This is a genomic window from Acidobacterium sp. S8 (assembly GCF_009765985.1).
Lineage (GTDB): Bacteria > Acidobacteriota > Terriglobia > Terriglobales > Acidobacteriaceae > Alloacidobacterium.
Map to the genome: position 1 here is coordinate 380,095 of NZ_LMUM01000037.1, position 17,606 is coordinate 397,700.

Here is a 17,606-nt window from a genome sequence, read left to right on the forward strand (position 1 = left end):
TCCGAACTATTTTGACGCTACCCGTGTGCGAATGGCGTGTCAAACAGTCGCTTCAGGTTTAAGGTTCTTCATGCTGAAAAATACATCTCATTACATAGGAAGACGTGCACGCTTGACCCGCCGCAGGGCGCCTTAGTATTCTGCGCCCGCACTGCAAGGAGCCCTTTTGATGAGCACCGCTGTCGCCGACGCACCCTCCACGGTCGCTATGATTCCCCTCATCCGCCGCTGCGCCGTGCTCGGAGCAGGCACGATGGGCTCACGTATCGCCGCCCATCTTGCCAACGCAGGCCTCCCGGTCGTTCTTCTAGACATCATTCCCGCGGGAGCCGATCAAGCCAGCCGCAGCCGAATCGCCGGGCAAGCGCTGCAGGGCCTGCTGAAAGCCAAACCCGCCGCTTTCTACGACAAATCCAGCGCCAGCCTCATTACCATTGGTAATTTTGAAGACGATCTCGCCCAATTAAAGTCCTGCGATTGGATCATCGAAGCCGTCACCGAAGACCTCGCTATCAAGCAGGCGCTTCTGGAAAAGATCGCGCCGCATCTCCGTCCCGACGCCATCATCACCACCAATACCAGCGGCCTGCCTGTCGCATCCATCGCTGCAAAGATGCCCGCAGATTTCCGTGCGCGCTGGTTCGGAACGCACTTCTTTAACCCGCCGCGCTACATGCGCCTGCTCGAAATCATTCGGACTCCCGAAGCCAACCCGCAAGCGATCGCAGCCATTGCCGATTTCGCCGACCGCCGCCTGGGCAAGTCCATCGTCTACGCGCACGACACGCCGAACTTCATCGCCAATCGCATCGGCGTCTTTGCCATGTTGACCGCCGTTGACCTGATGCAGCAGCTCGACCTCACCATTGAAGATGTAGACGCGCTTACCGGTTCCAGCATCGGCTGGCCGCGCACCGGAACCTTCCGCCTCGCAGACATGGTTGGCATCGACGTGCTCGCTCACGTGGCCCGCAACTTCTCGAGCACCAAAGCCGAAGACGCAGCCGCCACCAGGCTGCCGCAATTCATCGAAAGCATGTTGGCGAATAAGTGGCTCGGCGACAAAACCGGTCAGGGCTTCTACAAGAAAATCCCCGACGCGCCCGACCCGAAAAACAACCGCCTCGCACTCGACTGGAAAACACTCGAATATCGTCCGGCGCAACGGCCGAAATTTCCGTCGCTTGAAATGGCAAAGAACGCTGAAGCTCTGCCGGAGCGCCTGCAAGTGCTTATTGGCAACGGCCCCGGCAAAGACAAAGCCAGCCAATTCCAGTGGATGCTCCTCACCCGCATCTGGAACTGTGCCGCCGACTGCCTGCCGGAAATCGCCGACGACATCAGTTCCATTGACCGCGCTATGCGCACCGGCTTCAACTGGGAGTTGGGTCCCTTCGAAATGTGGGACGCCGTAGGAGTGCCTCAGAGCGTCGAACGCCTCCGTGCACGCAACGAACACGTCAGCCCTCAGGCTGAAACTCTCCTCGCATCAGGAAAAACAAGTTGGTACATCGACGCCGAAGAGGGACGCAAAGAATTCGTTCTGGCCTCGCGCGGCTACCAGGCCATTCAGAAACCGGCAGGTATCGCCAGCATCTCAAGCTTCAAACGCGCCAACGGAGTCATCCGCAAAAACGCGGGTGCATCCTTGGTAGACATAGGCGAAGGCATCGCTTGCATCGAGCTGCATTCGAAGAAGAATGCTATCGGCGACGATATCGTCTCGCTCATCACGCAAACGCTTCATCCCGACAGCGAGCCCGTTCGCAATTTTCGCGGTTTCGTCATCTCCGGTGACGCGTCCGATTTTTCCGTCGGCGCGAACCTAATGCAACTATTGCTCGCCATACAGGAGGCTGACTGGGACGAAGTCGATCTCGCCGTCCGCGCCTTTCAGCGCATGACCACATCTATTAAGTTTTGCCCACGCCCGGTTGTGGCCGCGCCCTTTAGCCTCTGCCTCGGCGGAGGTGTCGAAATTTCGCTTCACGCCACAGCACGTCATCCGCACGCCGAGCTCTACATGGGACTTGTTGAAGCTGGAGTCGGCCTCATCCCCGCAGGTGGCGGCACCAAAGAAATGGCGCTTCATGCCGTCGATGCAGCTGCCATTGAATCCGGGATCAGCCCCATGGACGCGCCGCTCCGATTCGCCTTCTCCTCTGAACTGCAGGAAGCTCTCAAGCAGCGTTTTGAAACCATCGGCATGGCCAAGGTTTCCACATCTGCCTCAGAAGCACGCAGTCTCGACCTGCTGAAGTCTTCCGACAAGATCACTCTGCACCGCGAGCGGCTGCTGCTTGATGCGCGCGAGACGGCCATCTATCTCACCGAAGCCGGTTACGCCGCTCCCACTCCGCGCACTCAGATCCCTGTGCCCGGCGATCAGGTTGCTGCCACCTTAAGGCTTGGCGTACATCTCATGCGGCAGGCCGAGTACATCAGCGACCACGATGTAAAAATCGCAAACTTTGTCGCTCGCATCTTGTGCGGAGGCAGCATTACCCCTGGAACCTTTGTCACTGAGCAATACTTGCTCGACCTTGAGCGCGAGGCATTCCTGTCACTCTGCGGCGAGCGCAAAACGCAGGAGCGCATTGCCTTCACACTCAAAACTGGAAAGCCGCTCAGGAACTAAACATGCAGGGAAGCAGTAAGCTCGTTATAGGCACCGTGCTCATCACCGCGTCGAGTATGGTTGCCGCTCAGGATGCGGAACAGGTCCTCCGCGTCCACAAAGGCGATCAGTCCTATGCGTTTCGCATGCTTCCACCCGCCAGCTTCGCTGAACTTCCCGCGCCCGTGCTTGCAGATCTCGAAAAACGCCGATGCCTCATCCCGCAAAGTTACGAAGCGCACGAGCCTGAGAACATCGTTCACGGCTCTTTTCGGCAGAAGGGCTCTTCCGACTGGGCCGCTCTCTGCTCGCGGAATGGAACGACGACATTGCTTATTTACTGGTCTGGCTCCGCTGCGAAACCGGGAGAGATCGCCTCGCAAGAGAATACCGAGACCGCTGACCCTCATGACACGACCAACGTGCTGGGTTACGCTCGCGGAATCGACACCGCATCGCCAACTACGATCGAAGAGACGCTGGTTAACAAACCTTACGGCCCTTTCGATCATGACGGTATCAAAGATGCGCACATAGAAAAGTCATCCGTCATCCATTACTTCAAAAACGGTACGTGGATGACGCTGGAAGGTACGGAGTGAAACAGGGATGCGACGCTTTATCGCTATTCCAAAAAGTGAGAGGTAATTCATGAGAGATGCAGTCATCGTCAGCAGCGTTCGCACCGCAGTCGGCAAGGCTCCGAAAGGAGCGCTGGCATTCACTCGTCCTGATGACCTCGCCGCCATTGCTATCAAAGGCGCGCTTGAAAAAGTCCCCGCGCTCGATTCTAAGGAAATCGAAGACGTCATCATGGGCTGCGCGATGCCCGAGGCGGAACAGGGAATGAATGTGGCCCGCATCGCCAGTCTGCGCGCTGGCCTGCCGGTCGAAGCCTCGGCCATGACGATCAACCGATTCTGTTCTTCGGGATTGCAATCTATCGCCATTGCGGCTGACCGCATTCGCTCCGGCTCCGCCGAGGTGATGATTGCCGGCGGCACGGAGTCGATGAGCCTGGTGCCGATGGGTGGCAGCAAAGTCAGCGCAAATCCCTGGTTGATCGATCATTATGCGGACACCTATTTATCGATGGGTCTTACGGCCGAGCGAGTAGCCGCAAAATACGGCATCACCCGCGAACAGGCCGATGATTTTTCGCTCAAGAGCCACGAGAAGGCGCTTGCCGCATCGCAATCGGGGAAGTTCGATGAAGAAATTGTGCCTGTAACAGTGACAAATTCAACCCCGACGAAAAACCCGGGCAAGCCCGAAGTAAAGACCAGCGAATTTAAGAAAGATGAAGGCCCTCGCGCAGACACTTCGCTCGAAGCGCTGGCCAGGCTCAAGGCCGCCTTCCATGCAAAAGGGACAGTGACGGCAGGGAACTCGTCGCAGACTTCCGACGGAGCCGCAGCCACCATCATCATGTCATCAGAGCGCGCACGGGCGCTCAACTTGAAACCGCTGGCAAGGTTCGTCAGCTTTTCGACCGCAGGATGTCTCCCGGAAGAGATGGGACTAGGCCCGGTCTTCGCCATACCCAAAGCGTTGAAATTGGCTGGTCTGACTCTCGATCAGATCGACATTATCGAGCTGAACGAAGCCTTCGCCGCTCAGTCGTTAGCCGTGATCCAGCAGGCTGGACTCGACCCTTCAAGAGTAAACGTCAATGGGGGAGCCATTGCTCTTGGCCACCCACTCGGCTGCACGGGGGCTAAGCTGACTGCGACGATTTTGCACGAAATGAAGCGGCGGAATCTTCGCTATGGACTGGTGACGATGTGCGTTGGCGGGGGAATGGGCGCCGCTGGAATTTTCGAGAATTTGAACTAGGGTGGACATTTGCAATGTGCCACAACTTGTGACACATTGTCTCTATGGCTTCCAAGACTGAATCCATGACCATCCGTGAGCTTCGCAATACTCGCAGGCTGCAAGCCATATTGCGTGCCGGGCAATCTATTGAGCTTCGTAACCGGACGCATGTTTTTGCTCGTATTACGCCTGTTTCTGAACATGAAGAGCCAAAGCAAATCGAATGGCCTGATTTCGCGCGGCGGCGTCGGAAAATCTTTGGTGATCTCAATCTGAATGCTGTTGAAAATTTCCTTAAGGACCGCCATCGCGATTGAGAGTCTACGCAGACACCAGCTTCGTTGTATCTATCTATCTCACCGATGATCATTCGCAGGAAGCGGATCGGCTTTTCGCTACGAATCCAGGGCTTATTTACACATCACTTCATTTGCTGGAATTTGCGCATTCCATCGAGCAGAACGTCTTCCGTCGCAGAATTACTCCTCGGAATGCAACGCAAATCTATTTCGATTTCGAGCAGGATCGTCGCGCCGGCTTGTGGAGTGAGAAGAACCAGCCCGAGTTGGTGTACGCAATCGCCATCGACCTAGCGCGAACGCACACAGCAACTCTCGGGACGCGCACCATCGATACACTGCATGTAGCTACCGCGCTCGAGCTAGGAGCCGAACGCTTCTGGACCTTTGACGATCGCCAGAAGAAACTTGCAAAAGCAGTTGGGCTCAAGACCTCTTAAGACACATTCCCAAATGGATTTTCCAGCGATGGGCTCTGCGGCGTAAATAACTCTGCGCCGTTCTCGGTAATGTGCATATCGTCTTCGAGCCTCACGCCAAATTCACCGCGAATATAAATCCCCGGCTCATTGCTTGTGACCATATTCGGTTTCAGGACGGGATGCAGGTCGTATCCGAACATATTGTTCTTCACCAGGTATGACCATTCGTGCATATCCATGCCCATGCCGTGACCCAGACGGTGGGTGAAGTATTTGAAGCCCGGCCCATATCCTGCGTCGACGATCACTTTTCGCGCCGCCGCATCCACATCCGCCAGCGGAACCCCAGGCTTTGCCGCTGCCAAAGCAGCCGATTGTGCGTGATGCACAATATCGAAGACGCTCTTCATCTTGTCCGTCGCTTTGCCTAGTACAAAGGTTCGTGTGATATCTGACGTGTAGCCTTCTACTTCGCAGCCATCGTCGAGCATGAGAATTGTGCCCTCTCGGATCGTCTGCGGCTGCTCCGAACCGTGCGGCGAGGCAGTGAACTCCCCTATATTCAGGCTGGCCTCGCCTGGAAAACCAACCTTCTGATAGCCCATGTGAATCAGGCGGTTGACGTCTTTCGTCGTCATGTCTTCCCGCAGTGACTGATAAACAGCGCGATAAACCACTAGCGTCGCGTGACAGGCAAGACGAATGCAGTCGAGTTCGTGCTGGTCCTTAATCATGCGGCAACCTGCTGTGACTGGAACGGCGCTGACGAAGTGCAACTGCGGGCCAGCTTTGGCTAGGCTGTCCGCAAAGATGAACTTCATGTTTTCCTCCAGGCCAACGGTACCGCTCGATATTCCTCTATCCTTCAAGCCTTTTACTGTCAGGGAAAATGGATCTTCATCCTCCTGCCACGTCAGAATGTCGGCATCTTTTGCGAAAGGTCCTGCGCTGAGCAGTTCCCGCGCTCGGTCTTCCTCAAACGCCGGACAGACCACAAAAGGTGTGCCCTTGGCGGGAATCACCAGTGCCCAGAAGCGTTCGCTGCCCCAGAATCGGATATTGGCGAAATAGACGGAAGAGGTAGCGCTGTTCGCCAGGATGATGGCGTCGATCTTGTTGGCAGACATCAACTGCCGCGCCCGCTCGATGCGAGCCAGTCGCTCGTCGTTGGTGAAGGGCTTTGCCCGTCCGGAGAGATCGGTTAAGGCGGCGATCGCAGAAGGAACCGGACCAGGCGTAGCGGAGGTATCGTCTCTGCGTTGGCTATGCGCCTCCCGGCGCAACGAAAGAAATGCGGCAGCAGAAGAAACAAGAAGGAAATTCCGTCGGGAAAACATATCCCATCCTACACAAGCTCATTTTGGGGCCTACAGTTGACACGCCTGTCATCATCAAAGCGATTTAAGCTCTTCCTGGAAAGGCGCCCGTCTAAATGCGGGCGCTTCGTATTTTTGGGGATAGTTCGAGAATAGGATGCATGCAACTTCTATAAGATGAGGAATTTAGACATAACATGCCGGGAAGAGCGCGCGGGCAGAAACACTACAAAAGGAGTAGGATAGAAACAGTTCTTTGAAAAGCTTCAAACTCCACGAAGCTGCTCCACAGATGGGGGCGTCACGGTTTCGACGGGATTGTTTGCGGCAAAGAGGCATGCCGGGGGCTGGGCACCCGTAATCGCCCGGAAAATGATAATTGCCGATCATCAACTGGCATACGCAGCTTAATTAACTAAGTTGCCGTCCTCCGCGGCTTTGTCTGCGGGCTGCGAGAGGACGTCGCACAGCAGGCTGGTTTCTATGGCTGGGTACGGGTCATAGGAATGAGATCCACGGACTAGCAATGCGCGCATCTTGTCCGTTCTGAGCGCGCAAAGCGAAACCTACCGGAACGCGACTGAGCATGGAGTCTCTTTGTTGACTACGATTTCGGACGCGGGTTCGACTCCCGCCGCCTCCACCATATTTAAGTAGCTTATTTTCATATAGTTAATTTGAATTATTCACGCGCGGATCATTCGCTACGTAGTGCCTGCATTGGGTCGGTGCTGGCTGCCTTACGCGCTGGGATTACCGCGGTGACCAGCGCTGCCGATCCGAGAAGCACAGCGGTACCTGCCAACAGCAATGGATTCCACGGCGTAACCCCGAAGAGCTGGCTGGTCATGAGATATCCCGTCCCACTTGCCGCCGGAATGCCGATCCCCAGTCCGATGCTGACCTGCCAGAACGCTTCGCGCAGCACCATAGCGACCACTGAGCCGCGATCGGCGCCCAGCGCCATACGCACGCCAATCTCGCTCCTGCGTTGCTCCACGCCATATGCGGTCACGCCGTAGAGGCCAACCGCAGCCAGCACAAGGCCAACAGCGCCGAACAGCCAGGTAAGGCTGGCAATCATATTCTGCTGATCGAATGTTCCCTGAATCACTCGCGAATATGACTGAACGTCATACATCACCAAGTTTGGATCGACTTCGCTCAGCACCTTCTTCACTTGCATAAGCATGTTCGCCGGATGCTCCGGCGCCCAGATCACAATGTTGTAGAGGTTTTGCGACCAAAGCTCATCGCTCTGAAGATCCGGCTGATCGAACTGGACGGTTTGCGCCTGGGGGATGTAGTACATGGCACGGGCTGGATCTCTGAAGCCCCAGGTCACGTAATGGATGTTCTGGACGACGCCCACAATCTCATAGGTTCCCGCATTCCCCACCGAAGCGGGACCGAAGTGTCGGCCAACGGGGTTTTGGTTCTCAAAAAACTTCCTGGCAAAGGCTTGGTTGATGACGGCCACGTGCCGCGCGTTCGCATTGTCATCTTCATTGATGGCGCGGCCGGCCAGCATTCTGGCGCCAATGGTATCGAAGAACCCGGGGGTTATGCGGGTCCAGTCGGCGGACACATCGTCCTTCGGGCCGGGCTCTGGTTTGCCCTGAACTCGAATGTCATGGCCCCATTGATTGCCGGCCATCGGTGCATAGGTCGCGGCACTGACGTTGCGCACTCTGGGAAGAGCACTTAACCGGTCTTGAATCTGACGATAAAGCGGGACCAGTTGCTCCTGCTTATAGTTCGCCAGCATAGGCGAACCAATTGAAGCCAGGTAGCGGCCATCCGGATCGAACCCGAAGTTCTGGTGCTCCAGATTTTGTAGGCTGCCTCCCAGCATGGCGGCAGCACTTAGCAGCACCAGCGATACCGCAGCCTGCGCAATGACCAGCGCCTTCTGTGCCCAATGACGGCCACCTCCCACCTCACGGTTGGCGCCACGCATGGCCTCCACCGGCTCGGCGTGCGAGGTCATCCACGCGGGCGCGATCCCGAAGATCACTCCGGTGAGCACAGCAACTCCCAGTGCGAACAGCAGAACCAGTGTTGAGGGTGTGGCCTGCACGGGGATCCAGGTGCTTCGCTCCAGCATGTGGAAGGCGAGATAAAGGATCAACCTGGCCCCCGCCCAGGCCACAGCCACACCGGCCGCTCCGCCGATCAGAGACAGCGTAACGCTTTCGAGCAGCGCATTCCTCACCAGGCGCCGGCGCGATGCGCCCAGCGCCACGCGGACTGCCGTCTGTCGTTGGTTCTTCAGCCCGCGGGCCAAGAGCAAGTTGGCGATGTTGGCGCAGGCCACCAGTAGCACACAACAGGCCGTGAACATAAGCAACAGCAGGCTCTCACTGTAATCCCTCCGCAAAATGGAGAAACCTGCGCCTCCAGGCGATAAGCGGAGCGTCTGCTTCTGCCACACAGCTTCTTCCTGCGGACTCATGTCTGCCAAGTGGCTGGCCAGCCAGCCCTGCAATTCACCCTGAAGGTGCACCTGGAGCGCTTTCGGATTCGTTCCGGGGCGCAGTCGCCCGATCAAGTCCAGCCAATCGGTCCGCGTGTTTTTAATTCGCGCCGTTTTCCCCAACATTAACGGCTCGGTCGCCAGCGGCATCCAGATATCCGGCAGGCCCCAACTCGTCATCTTCGCCCCAACGAAACCTGCCGGGGCCACTCCGATGATCGTAAATGCACGGCCGTTGATCTGGTATGCGGATCCCACCACCGACGGATCGGAGCCGTACTTCTCCTGCCAGGCATGGAAACTCATCACCGCGACCGGGGGCGCGCCCTCCAGGTCGTCGGCGTCGACGAACAGCCTTCCGCGCCAGGCGGAAACACCCAGAGTCTGAAAAAAGTTGCCGGAGACATACTGGCCATTCGCTTTATCCGGCGGTCCCGATGAGCCGGAGGGTCGCACTCCCAGCGGCATGTTACCCGCCTGGAGCGCTGCCAGAGCCTGGAGTCCCGGCGTGTTTGCGCGGAATAGCTTGTATGCTTCCCACGAGAAGAGACTCCAGTTGCCCGCCTCGCCGTCGCTGTCCTGGCTGTATCCTGCCCAGTCGCAGCAGTGGGGCTGATCGCCGATGCGCCAAAGCTGATCCGGTCTGTTGACCGGCAACGATTGCAACATCACCTGCTGCACGAGCGTGAAGATCGCGGTGGTTGCGCCAATGCCCAGCGCCAGAGTCAGCACCGCCGTCAGCGTAAAGCCAGGTGATTTGCGCAACTGGCGAAGGGCGTAGCGAACATCCTGCAATAGCGACTCAAGCCCCATGGTTCCGCGTCGCTCGCGGCAGTCTTCCTTAATCTGCTCGATCCCGCCGAACTCGATTCGTGTGAGCCGACGGGCTTCGCTCTCCGGTATGCCGGAACGAACTTTGTCGGCGACCTGTGATTCGAAGTGGAAGCGCAGCTCTTTGTCCAGATCGGCCTCCAATCGTTCACGAAAGAAAAGTCTCCGTAACCAGCCCATCAGATTCCCTCCAGCGTTCCCTCGAGAATGAGGCTCACTAAGTCGGTCAGGCGCGTCCAGTTTTCGGTTTCAACCGTGAGATGAGTTCGTCCCTTGGAAGTGAGCTCGTAGAACTTGGCTTCCCGGCCAGTCTCTGAGGGCTTCCAACGGGAGCTGAGCAACTTTTTATATTCGAGGCGATGGAGCGCTGGATAGAGGGATCCCTGCTGGACCTGGAGTGCGTCGCGCGAGATCTGCTGGATTCTTTGCGCGATGGCATAGCCGTGAATGGGTCCAAACGCAACAACCCTCATGATGAGAAGGTCGAGCGTGCCTTGCGGAAGATCAAACCTGTCGTCTGTCTTCTTCATGCCTATTGCTTCTACATATACATCGCCAGATGTAGAAGATCAAGGTATATCCGCCGTGTCAATGCGCGGCGGGCGGCTCTCTGTAAGAGATTCGCCAGTCATTTGAAGATATTTGAATCCTCGTCCGCGAAAGGCAGAGTATGGGAAACTATCCGAGAAATTGCGCCGACCGCGTTGAGCTCCAGTGCTATAGGGCCCCAATTTCGATTTCTACCCAGCAGTGATGACGCTCTGCGAATATGAGCGGTACACCGTTGCCACTCGACGAAGAAATCGGGTTCTCACTGTTTCGATGTTTCAAGCAAGATAGAGGTCAATTCGTTCGCAGGAAAATAACTTCCGACATGTGGGGGCGCTTCAGCGAAATTCTTATCCCTTTTGAACGCAAATCGTGGCTCTGCATTTTTAAGGCTGGCCGAGATGGGTTTTCGAAATTCACTTCATAGATCGCATCCTCTAGGAGTCCCTGGAGTGGAAGCTGTATCGTCTCTTGTGCGCTTTTGGCACGAAATGCCAGGATGACCGTTTCCTTCCTGGAGGGGGAGATGAACTGAACTGCTTCCCATTGGGCTTCCTTTGTATTGCCGGAGGGCAGCAAATGATAGCAGTCATGCTGCAACAGGTGGCGATAGCGTTTGTATAGTGCAACATGCCGTCGCGCAGACTCGAGCACAGTTTCCGGATAAAGAGATACTCTCTCCTTCAATTGTCCGTTGATGGTGCCAAAGCCGAATAAGCTCATCATGCGGCTTCTGAAGATGGTGTCCAACATTGCAGGATCGCTTGCGTATCGCGCGAGGTCCTCGTCTTCGGAGACGATCCACGCGCCGTTGTCAGCACTGGGATAAAGATAACTTGCCAACCTGGCATTGTTGCGAACAAGATCTGACGGGTAACTAGCGTCGCTTAGCCAATTTGATCTGATTGTTCGGGCTAATCCATAGTCGAGCCTGCTCCCATATCCACACTGCTCCAGCACAAGATTCGGAAAGACGCTATGCAAATGATCGAATACCTCATACTGTCCGACGAGCGCGGCGTAGCCTCCATCACCCGCTTGATGCCCGTGATCGGCGCGATTGCACCCGGCCGGACTTGCGGGAATCCCTGAGTTATCCCATTTGAGCCAATCGAGATCAAAATCTCGGACAATGCGAGTTAATTCTTTCTTCAGGAAATCAAGATACTCGCGACAGCCCAAACAGACCTGATGCACAGAGCTTTCCCACCCCGAAGGCTGAAGCGTCTGATCCTTTCCATCAATCTGTGCGATCCATTGTTTGGGAATCTCTGTGCCGACTATACGGCTATCCGCAACGTTCGGTCCCACCCACAGGCCGAATTTCATTCCCGCTTCGTGCACACGATGCGAGATGTTAGCGAGTCCACTGGGGTACTTTTGGCGATCATCGGCATAATTGCCTAGGCCGCATCCCCAGTCCCCAGTACCCTTCTTCGATGAGCCCAGATACCAGGAGGCATCCATGTTGAACACGTCAATTCCAAGTTTGGCCGAAAACGCTACTTCGCGCAGAAGGCCCTCCTCTACTCCTTCCGCATCTGTCGCCCAGAAGTCGTATACAACCCATGGCCAATTCTGGAGAGGGGCAGGGAAGACATGCTCCTGCATATAATGCCGTGCGGTAAGAAACGCGTGATCGAGGTCACCATGAGACAGGCCAAGAAACACCCGAGGCGCGGGGAGCTTTTCACCTGAGGCAAGGTTGTAAGTCAGGTCCGTGACATCGATGCTGAGCCAGGTTCCATCGCCTTCTTTCTCAATGCGGTAACTCCAACCGCGCTCCCACTCGATGCCTATCAGGAGAAATTCGTCTTTGCCAACAGCCTCAAGCAGCAACAGACCACCATACTCGGGGGCATTCCACGCTCCACCTGACAATTTCACGAGCCCATTGACGGGAATCGATTCAAGACCATACTGATTGCGCCGGAGAGCGTGCACCTGCAACGGTCCGAGATCGTCACGAAGCGCGAAACGGAATGGGCCAAAAGCTGTGACACCCGGGACCGAAGTCCCCGATATATTGTGAAACTCGGTTTGGAACTCCATGATAGGAGCATGCGAAAAGGTTTGCAGAGCCACATTCGCACGAATGTTGTTGCCCTTAGAGATGAATTCAAGGCGATCGCCGTTAGATTCGTGTTTGTGTTCACCGGGTGAAGAACTCCACGTTAACGCGGGGACTGCCGCAGCTGTGAAGATCGGGTCCATTGAAGTACCCGCACGAATCCATTCAAAACCTGTTTTCGAGTTGCGTAAAGAATGAAGCTGGTGAGCGCCTCCGTTCGTGAAATGTAAGGTGAGCGAAAGCTCGTCAGAGACGAACGTTACATCATTGTCGACTGCAGCCCCGGTCGCGCTCCGCGCGCCCAGCATTGAGAGCAGAACGCTACTGCCCGCTAATTTGAGGAGATCGCGCCTGCGTATGTCGGTCGGCTTGAAAGCATCTGACATGGTAACTCCCGGATGTGCTTATCTATTAATGGGATCTGGTAGCGAACGGAAATTTCGCATGCCCATATTCCACATGTAATTTCCATACGTACTGCGTGTCACGATTGGCTAAGCAGATATAAGCGATATGTGCCTCGGCTTGTACCCCGAGGCACATATCGTTCGTTGGAAACAAGCTAGAAGGTCAATTGAGCCCCAATTTGCATGCGTCTTCTAAAGTCAACGATGCCTGTGATTTGTCCTGCAGTGCTGGTATCGACACTTGCATTGGGATTTGCAAGATTCGGATGGTTCAAGGCGTTGAACGCATCCCACTTGAGGTCCAGATGAACTCTTTCCGTGAAGGCAAAAGCCTTTTGCAAGGATAAATCGGCGGCAGTGAAGTGCGGACCGGCGAGGATGTTACGGCCAGAGTTACCGTAGACATACAAATCAGGAACGGTAAACGCAGTTGGGTCAAACCATTCGTGCCGGTTCTGATTGGATACCTGACCGCTGCGGATGCGATTTGGTCTTAGACCAATCGTGGAATTCAACGAAGCGTTATTAGCGAGCGTGGGCGTAAAAAATAAACCGCCCTCAAAATTGAAAATTCCGCTAAGAATCCATCCGCCAGCGATGGCTTGCGCCGGGCCCCTTAGGTCGCTGGCGAACAGCCGGCCATGCCCGAATGGAAGATCCCAAACGGCAGCAGTTACCCACGAGAAAGGCCGCACAGCGTCGGAATTCCCATAGTTGCTCGCAAAGTCAAATTGGTTCTGAGGCCCGAATGTTCCTTCATCAAGCGATTTGGCCCATGCGAAATTGCTCAGTAAATTGATGCCGCCGCCAAAACGCTTTTGTATCGTGGCTTGTAGCGAGTTGTAGTTACTTTTAAGTTCCGGGTAGCCGGCAAGTTCGTTGCTCCGTTGAGTTTCTCCTGTTGTCCAGCCGAATTTCGCAAAATATGGCCGACGCGGATTGAATGCGCCTGGACCCGGAATGGGAGCGTTCACATCTATGTTGTCCCATAAATTGCGGCCAATATTCCCCAGGTACGCAAGGGTGAAGGCGAAATCGTGCGGAAACACTTGCTCTACCGTTACATTCCAGCCGTCGTTGTAGCTGTGAGGATAGTTCCCGGTACCGGGAAAAATTTGCGAAAAGCCATTTGGAAGTGGAATCTGGCCGTTGGATGGATAAGAAGGGAGCGGGGCAGGTAGACCCGGTCCCTGATCAAGCGTAAAAGGCAAGGCTCCATACGAATTTGTAGGACTGAACGACTGACTCTGTTTGATCGGCCAGCAACAACCCTCAGTCCCGAAAGCGGCTCCGTAGGGATTGAGAAAATAGCTGCGTCCGTACCCTCCGCGAATGACCGTATTTCTCAATAACTGATAAGACGCACCGACGCGCGGGGAAAACTCGGTCTTTAGAGTCGTTACACCAGCATATTTACCAGCCAGGTTCGTCAATAGAACGTTGCCACTGTTGAGATCTAAATTTCCCACACTCTCGCCATCCGGCGTATAGATAGGTGTGGTGTAATCCCATCTGACTCCAAGCAATAAAGTAAAGCGTGGACCAACCTTCCAGGTGTCTTCGCCGAAGAAGGATAGCCTCCATTGTTTTTCCTGAGGCTGGATCAGCGTGATGTCTCTGCCGAAGCTGTCACTGAGGCCAAGCAGAAAGCTTGCTAGGCCCAGACCCGAATTCGACACGGCTGGGTCGCCGGTGATGTTCTGTGAGAAATCAAAAGAACCGCGCCCGCTAACGTCAGTCCGAATTCCGTAAAACTTCTTAAAGTCTCCACCGAATTTGAAGGCGTGCCGTCCGGCGGTCTTCATCCATGTGTCGTAAAACTCCAAGTTAGTTTCGTGCTCAAAGAAAGGAAGTCCTATATCTCCCATGGTGAAGGCGCTCGTCGGCCCATCGACGTTCAGCGTCGGCAGGCCGCTGGTGTAGACGGTGCCCAAGTTGATATTTGGAATGCCTACCTGAGTTGCCAGATCCTGACTTGCGTCAAGCTGTAATTCCGATATAAGGATTCGCGAAAAGGCGAAGCGGAAATCCTGTTGTAGCGATGGAGAAAAGGTGCGTTGATAGTTCACCATTGCGCTGTATACGTCGTCCGTTGAATCTCCCGAATTCGGAATTCCCCCCAGTGGTGGTCCGCCTCCTTGCGAGCCAAATACATTCTGCGTGAGAAAGTGTGCGTGGAAGTAACTGAACTTTCCAAAGACGAGAGTCTTAGGGGTAGCAAAAAGGTCGACACGCGCATCCACCTGATTTTGGTCGAAGATGCCTGGACGAGAAATTGCGTAGTTGTTGTCCGCTACCGAAGGATCGGTGGGGGAGGGTAGCAGCGCCAGAAGATTTGCTGTGGCGGGACTGATTCGATTTGCTGGAATAACATTGCCGGGAAACTGCGTACGCCCGGTTCCATCAGGGTTGCCTGTTGCTGGGTCATAGATTGGGTTGGTTGCAGCGACGGAACTGAAGTCTCCATTTCTGAACGCGGGAAGGGGTGACGTGTAGAGGCTGGACGTGGAAAGATTATTCCGCATTCCCTGATAGTCGGCGAAAAAGAAAAGCTTATCTTTCTTGATCGGACCGCCAACGCTTCCGCCAAACTGGTTCCAGACGTTGCCTGGAACGCCGTTGGGCTGGCTGAAAGAATCCGCCGCAAAGAATCCTGCAGTGCGGTAGTACTCAAAGGCTGATCCGTGAAAACTATTCGTTCCCGATTTGGTTGTTACCTGGAAGACTCCACCGCTCACGCTACCGTATTCTGCATCGTAGTTGCTGGTCGTGAGTTTCACTTCCTGCACCGAGGCATTTGTTGGCACCAGCAAAGAGTAGCCTTGAATCGCTTCCGTATTTTCGACGCCGTCCAGGATGTGAGCGTTGTTGTTAGTCTGTCCGCCATTGATGTTGACGTTAAAGTCTTCGCCTGAATTTTCAGGATGAAGATCGAGCTGACCAGAAGCCATGGACACGCCGGGAGCGAGCAACGACAAACGGGTGATGTTGTTGCCGAAAGTTGGAAGGCTTTCGATCTGTTTCTGGAGTATGGTCTGGCTGACTTCTACTGTGTCTGTTTGAAGGACAGGGGCGTGGCCGGAAACAGTGACGGTAGTGCTTGTCGAGCCGACCGGCAGGACGACGTCCAACGGAACAACCGTTCCCGCCTGGATATTAATATCCTGCCTGGAGTACTGCTCAAAGCCCTCCTTCTTGATTGTGATCGAGTAAACTCCCGGAAGAACGCTAGGAAAGCGATAGAGCCCGGCCGAATTGGTAAGTGCTTGATCAGATACCCCTGTAGCTGTATTCGTAGCCTCAACGCTTGCCCCACTCACAACTGCATTCGCAGGATCCCGCACAGAGCCGTTTATGGCTCCGGTAACCGCTGTCTGCGCCTCTAGAATGCCAATGCTGGCAATTGATAGAAATGCTAGCAATACTGCGAAACGAAACAAGGCCGTGTTCATAGTGGTCTCCTTTGGAAGCTGTTTTAGGAGTGGCCCCGTCTAGTAATGCCTCATCCGCATTGTTGCTGGATTTGAGAATCGCAAAAGCCGTCCAGAAACTTTGAGGCAAGGCAAGATGTGGAGCGTTAGCCTAGCGTCGCGAAAGTTATCTCACTTTTCAAGCAAGTGTCAACATGAATTTAAACAACATTGTTGACAATAAAAGATACACTCACTTCTAAAGCATTAAGAATGAGTTGGATGAGGAGAGAGGCGCCGAGTTCTGGAGTTTGATTTCCCGCAAAATACGCTTTAGGTCGATGACTCGATATAGACGCGCTCTTTATTTTGCGGAGAAGCCGGAATGTTTAGAGAGATGCAATCAATTGCCTGGCAGAATGTCCGCCAAAAATTCGTTCGTGCAATTCTGAAAAATGACGTTCAACGGCAGCTTCAACGCGCGTGAGAGGGGTGCGCAAAACAATATTGAGATACTTTTCGTGATCTCTGTATCTCTGACGAATCGGCAACCTGCTTGAAAAAGTTCTCGCGATCAAGAAGATCCTGGCATTCATAACATTCGACAGCGTACGTTCCAATTGTTCACGTTCTGAAAAATGCCACACGGTATGGTGAAGAAGAAGATCAGCTTCGAGAAAGCGTTCGTTGTTCTCCTCGTTGGTGGCAGCCTTCATCTCGGCGAGAATAGAATTCAGCTTTTGTTCCTTCGCCGGCGTCATTGATTCGCGCATGTAGCGTACGCAGAGACTTTCGAGTTTGCCGCGCATGCTGAAGACGACCTCGATTGATTCAGCAGAGATGTCAGGTATAAAAGTGCCACGTCGAGGTCGTGTTTCAAGCAGGCCATCCCGCTGCAAACGCAGAATAGCTTCGCGGATTGGGCCCCGGCTACACTTCAGCGTCTTCGCCAAGGTTTCTTCTGTCAATCGTTGACGTGGCTTCAGCATGCCGGAGCGTATTGCCTCTCGAATGTAAGCCTCGACTCGTTCCGTCGCCGAACCACCGCTTGATTTGGCCTTGGTTTTTGGCACGCCTCTATTTCTAGCACAATTCCGATGAAAGCCGGAACGTTTACTGCTGCGAGACTTCTCGTCTGAATCATCTCGATTGAAGAATCCCTATCTGGAAGAGGACAGAGAATGCCGGCGTGGGCCTTCTTACCTGTTGGCCTATTAATCGCTCATAATGTCAACATAATTGTCGTCAATTTTGTCTTGACATTGAAGTTTACTTTCCACTATAAGTTCGATGTCAGCATAAAAGCCGGCAAGGTTAGTACCCTAGATTTTGCTCTGAAGATTGATGCCAATGCCACTCGACAGTCAGAGCGAAGGAAATGTTCCTTGAT

The 17,606-nt window shown here is 54.6% G+C and carries 11 protein-coding genes and 1 other RNA gene; 6 read left to right on the forward strand and 6 right to left on the reverse strand.

Going from position 1 to position 17,606, the window contains the following annotated elements:
- Window positions 1-169 precede the first annotated feature (169 nt).
- The 5 genes from GSQ86_RS20390 (at window position 170) to GSQ86_RS20410 (ending at window position 5,174) form a co-directional block, all read left to right on the forward strand.
- Complete coding sequence (locus GSQ86_RS20390; RefSeq protein WP_158752010.1) at window positions 170-2,638, forward strand: 3-hydroxyacyl-CoA dehydrogenase/enoyl-CoA hydratase family protein; 2,469 nt, start codon at window positions 170-172, stop codon at window positions 2,636-2,638.
- A 2-nt stretch (window positions 2,639-2,640) separates the two neighbouring features.
- Window positions 2,641-3,219, forward strand: coding sequence for a hypothetical protein (locus GSQ86_RS20395; RefSeq protein ID WP_158752011.1), 579 nt, complete (start codon window positions 2,641-2,643; stop codon window positions 3,217-3,219).
- A 49-nt stretch (window positions 3,220-3,268) separates the two neighbouring features.
- On the forward strand, window positions 3,269-4,453 hold the full coding sequence (locus GSQ86_RS20400; protein ID WP_158752012.1) for an acetyl-CoA C-acyltransferase: 1,185 nt from the start codon (window positions 3,269-3,271) through the stop codon (window positions 4,451-4,453).
- Window positions 4,454-4,518: 65 nt separating this feature from the next.
- Window positions 4,519-4,752: a hypothetical protein gene (locus GSQ86_RS20405; protein ID WP_158752013.1), complete on the forward strand. Its 234-nt coding sequence runs from the start codon at window positions 4,519-4,521 to the stop codon at window positions 4,750-4,752.
- Window positions 4,749-5,174: a type II toxin-antitoxin system VapC family toxin gene (locus GSQ86_RS20410; protein ID WP_158752014.1), complete on the forward strand. Its 426-nt coding sequence runs from the start codon at window positions 4,749-4,751 to the stop codon at window positions 5,172-5,174. Before GSQ86_RS20405 ends, GSQ86_RS20410 begins: the two co-directional genes overlap by 4 nt.
- Here the strand turns inward: GSQ86_RS20410 and GSQ86_RS20415 are convergent.
- Window positions 5,171-6,493, reverse strand: a complete 1,323-nt coding sequence (locus tag GSQ86_RS20415; RefSeq protein ID WP_158752015.1) for a Xaa-Pro peptidase family protein — start codon at window positions 6,491-6,493, stop codon at window positions 5,171-5,173. The genes GSQ86_RS20410 and GSQ86_RS20415 overlap by 4 nt on opposite strands.
- A 273-nt stretch (window positions 6,494-6,766) precedes the next feature.
- Between GSQ86_RS20415 and ssrA the strand changes: the two genes are divergently transcribed.
- Window positions 6,767-7,118: a transfer-messenger RNA gene (gene ssrA, locus GSQ86_RS20420) on the forward strand.
- A gap of 51 nt (window positions 7,119-7,169) precedes the next feature.
- On the opposite strand, the gene GSQ86_RS20425 is transcribed toward ssrA, so the two are convergent.
- The 5 genes from GSQ86_RS20425 to GSQ86_RS20445 form a co-directional block, all read right to left on the reverse strand.
- The gene (locus GSQ86_RS20425) at window positions 7,170-9,959 is read right to left on the reverse strand and encodes an ABC transporter permease (RefSeq protein WP_254062515.1); all 2,790 of its coding nucleotides are present in this window, start codon (window positions 9,957-9,959) and stop codon (window positions 7,170-7,172) included.
- Window positions 9,959-10,309, reverse strand: coding sequence for a PadR family transcriptional regulator (locus GSQ86_RS20430; RefSeq protein ID WP_158752016.1), 351 nt, complete (start codon window positions 10,307-10,309; stop codon window positions 9,959-9,961). Before GSQ86_RS20430 ends, GSQ86_RS20425 begins: the two co-directional genes overlap by 1 nt.
- A gap of 313 nt (window positions 10,310-10,622) precedes the next feature.
- Window positions 10,623-12,785 carry an alpha-galactosidase gene (locus GSQ86_RS20435; protein WP_158752017.1) on the reverse strand — a complete coding sequence of 721 codons (2,163 nt, stop codon included), beginning with the start codon at window positions 12,783-12,785 and terminating at the stop codon, window positions 10,623-10,625.
- Between the two features lie 176 nt (window positions 12,786-12,961).
- Window positions 12,962-16,258, reverse strand: a complete 3,297-nt coding sequence (locus tag GSQ86_RS20440; protein ID WP_158752018.1) for a TonB-dependent receptor — start codon at window positions 16,256-16,258, stop codon at window positions 12,962-12,964.
- A 347-nt stretch (window positions 16,259-16,605) separates the two neighbouring features.
- Window positions 16,606-17,289 (reverse strand): GntR family transcriptional regulator, encoded by a 684-nt coding sequence (locus GSQ86_RS20445; protein ID WP_158752019.1) that lies wholly within the window; start codon window positions 17,287-17,289, stop codon window positions 16,606-16,608.
- Between the last annotated feature and the right edge of the window lie 317 nt (window positions 17,290-17,606).

Excerpts from the sequence above, each read along its gene's own strand:
- GSQ86_RS20390 (WP_158752010.1), top strand. The coding sequence starts at position 170 with ATGAGCACCGCTGTCGCCGACGCACCCTCCACGGTCGCTATGATTCCC.
- GSQ86_RS20415 (WP_158752015.1), bottom strand. The coding sequence starts at position 6,493 with ATGTTTTCCCGACGGAATTTCCTTCTTGTTTCTTCTGCTGCCGCATTT.
- GSQ86_RS20435 (WP_158752017.1), bottom strand. The coding sequence starts at position 12,785 with ATGTCAGATGCTTTCAAGCCGACCGACATACGCAGGCGCGATCTCCTC.
- GSQ86_RS20400 (WP_158752012.1), top strand. The coding sequence starts at position 3,269 with ATGAGAGATGCAGTCATCGTCAGCAGCGTTCGCACCGCAGTCGGCAAG.
- GSQ86_RS20405 (WP_158752013.1), top strand. The coding sequence starts at position 4,519 with ATGACCATCCGTGAGCTTCGCAATACTCGCAGGCTGCAAGCCATATTG.
- GSQ86_RS20395 (WP_158752011.1), top strand. The coding sequence starts at position 2,641 with ATGCAGGGAAGCAGTAAGCTCGTTATAGGCACCGTGCTCATCACCGCG.
- GSQ86_RS20440 (WP_158752018.1), bottom strand. The coding sequence starts at position 16,258 with ATGAACACGGCCTTGTTTCGTTTCGCAGTATTGCTAGCATTTCTATCA.
- GSQ86_RS20430 (WP_158752016.1), bottom strand. The coding sequence starts at position 10,309 with ATGAAGAAGACAGACGACAGGTTTGATCTTCCGCAAGGCACGCTCGAC.
- GSQ86_RS20425 (WP_254062515.1), bottom strand. The coding sequence starts at position 9,959 with ATGGGCTGGTTACGGAGACTTTTCTTTCGTGAACGATTGGAGGCCGAT.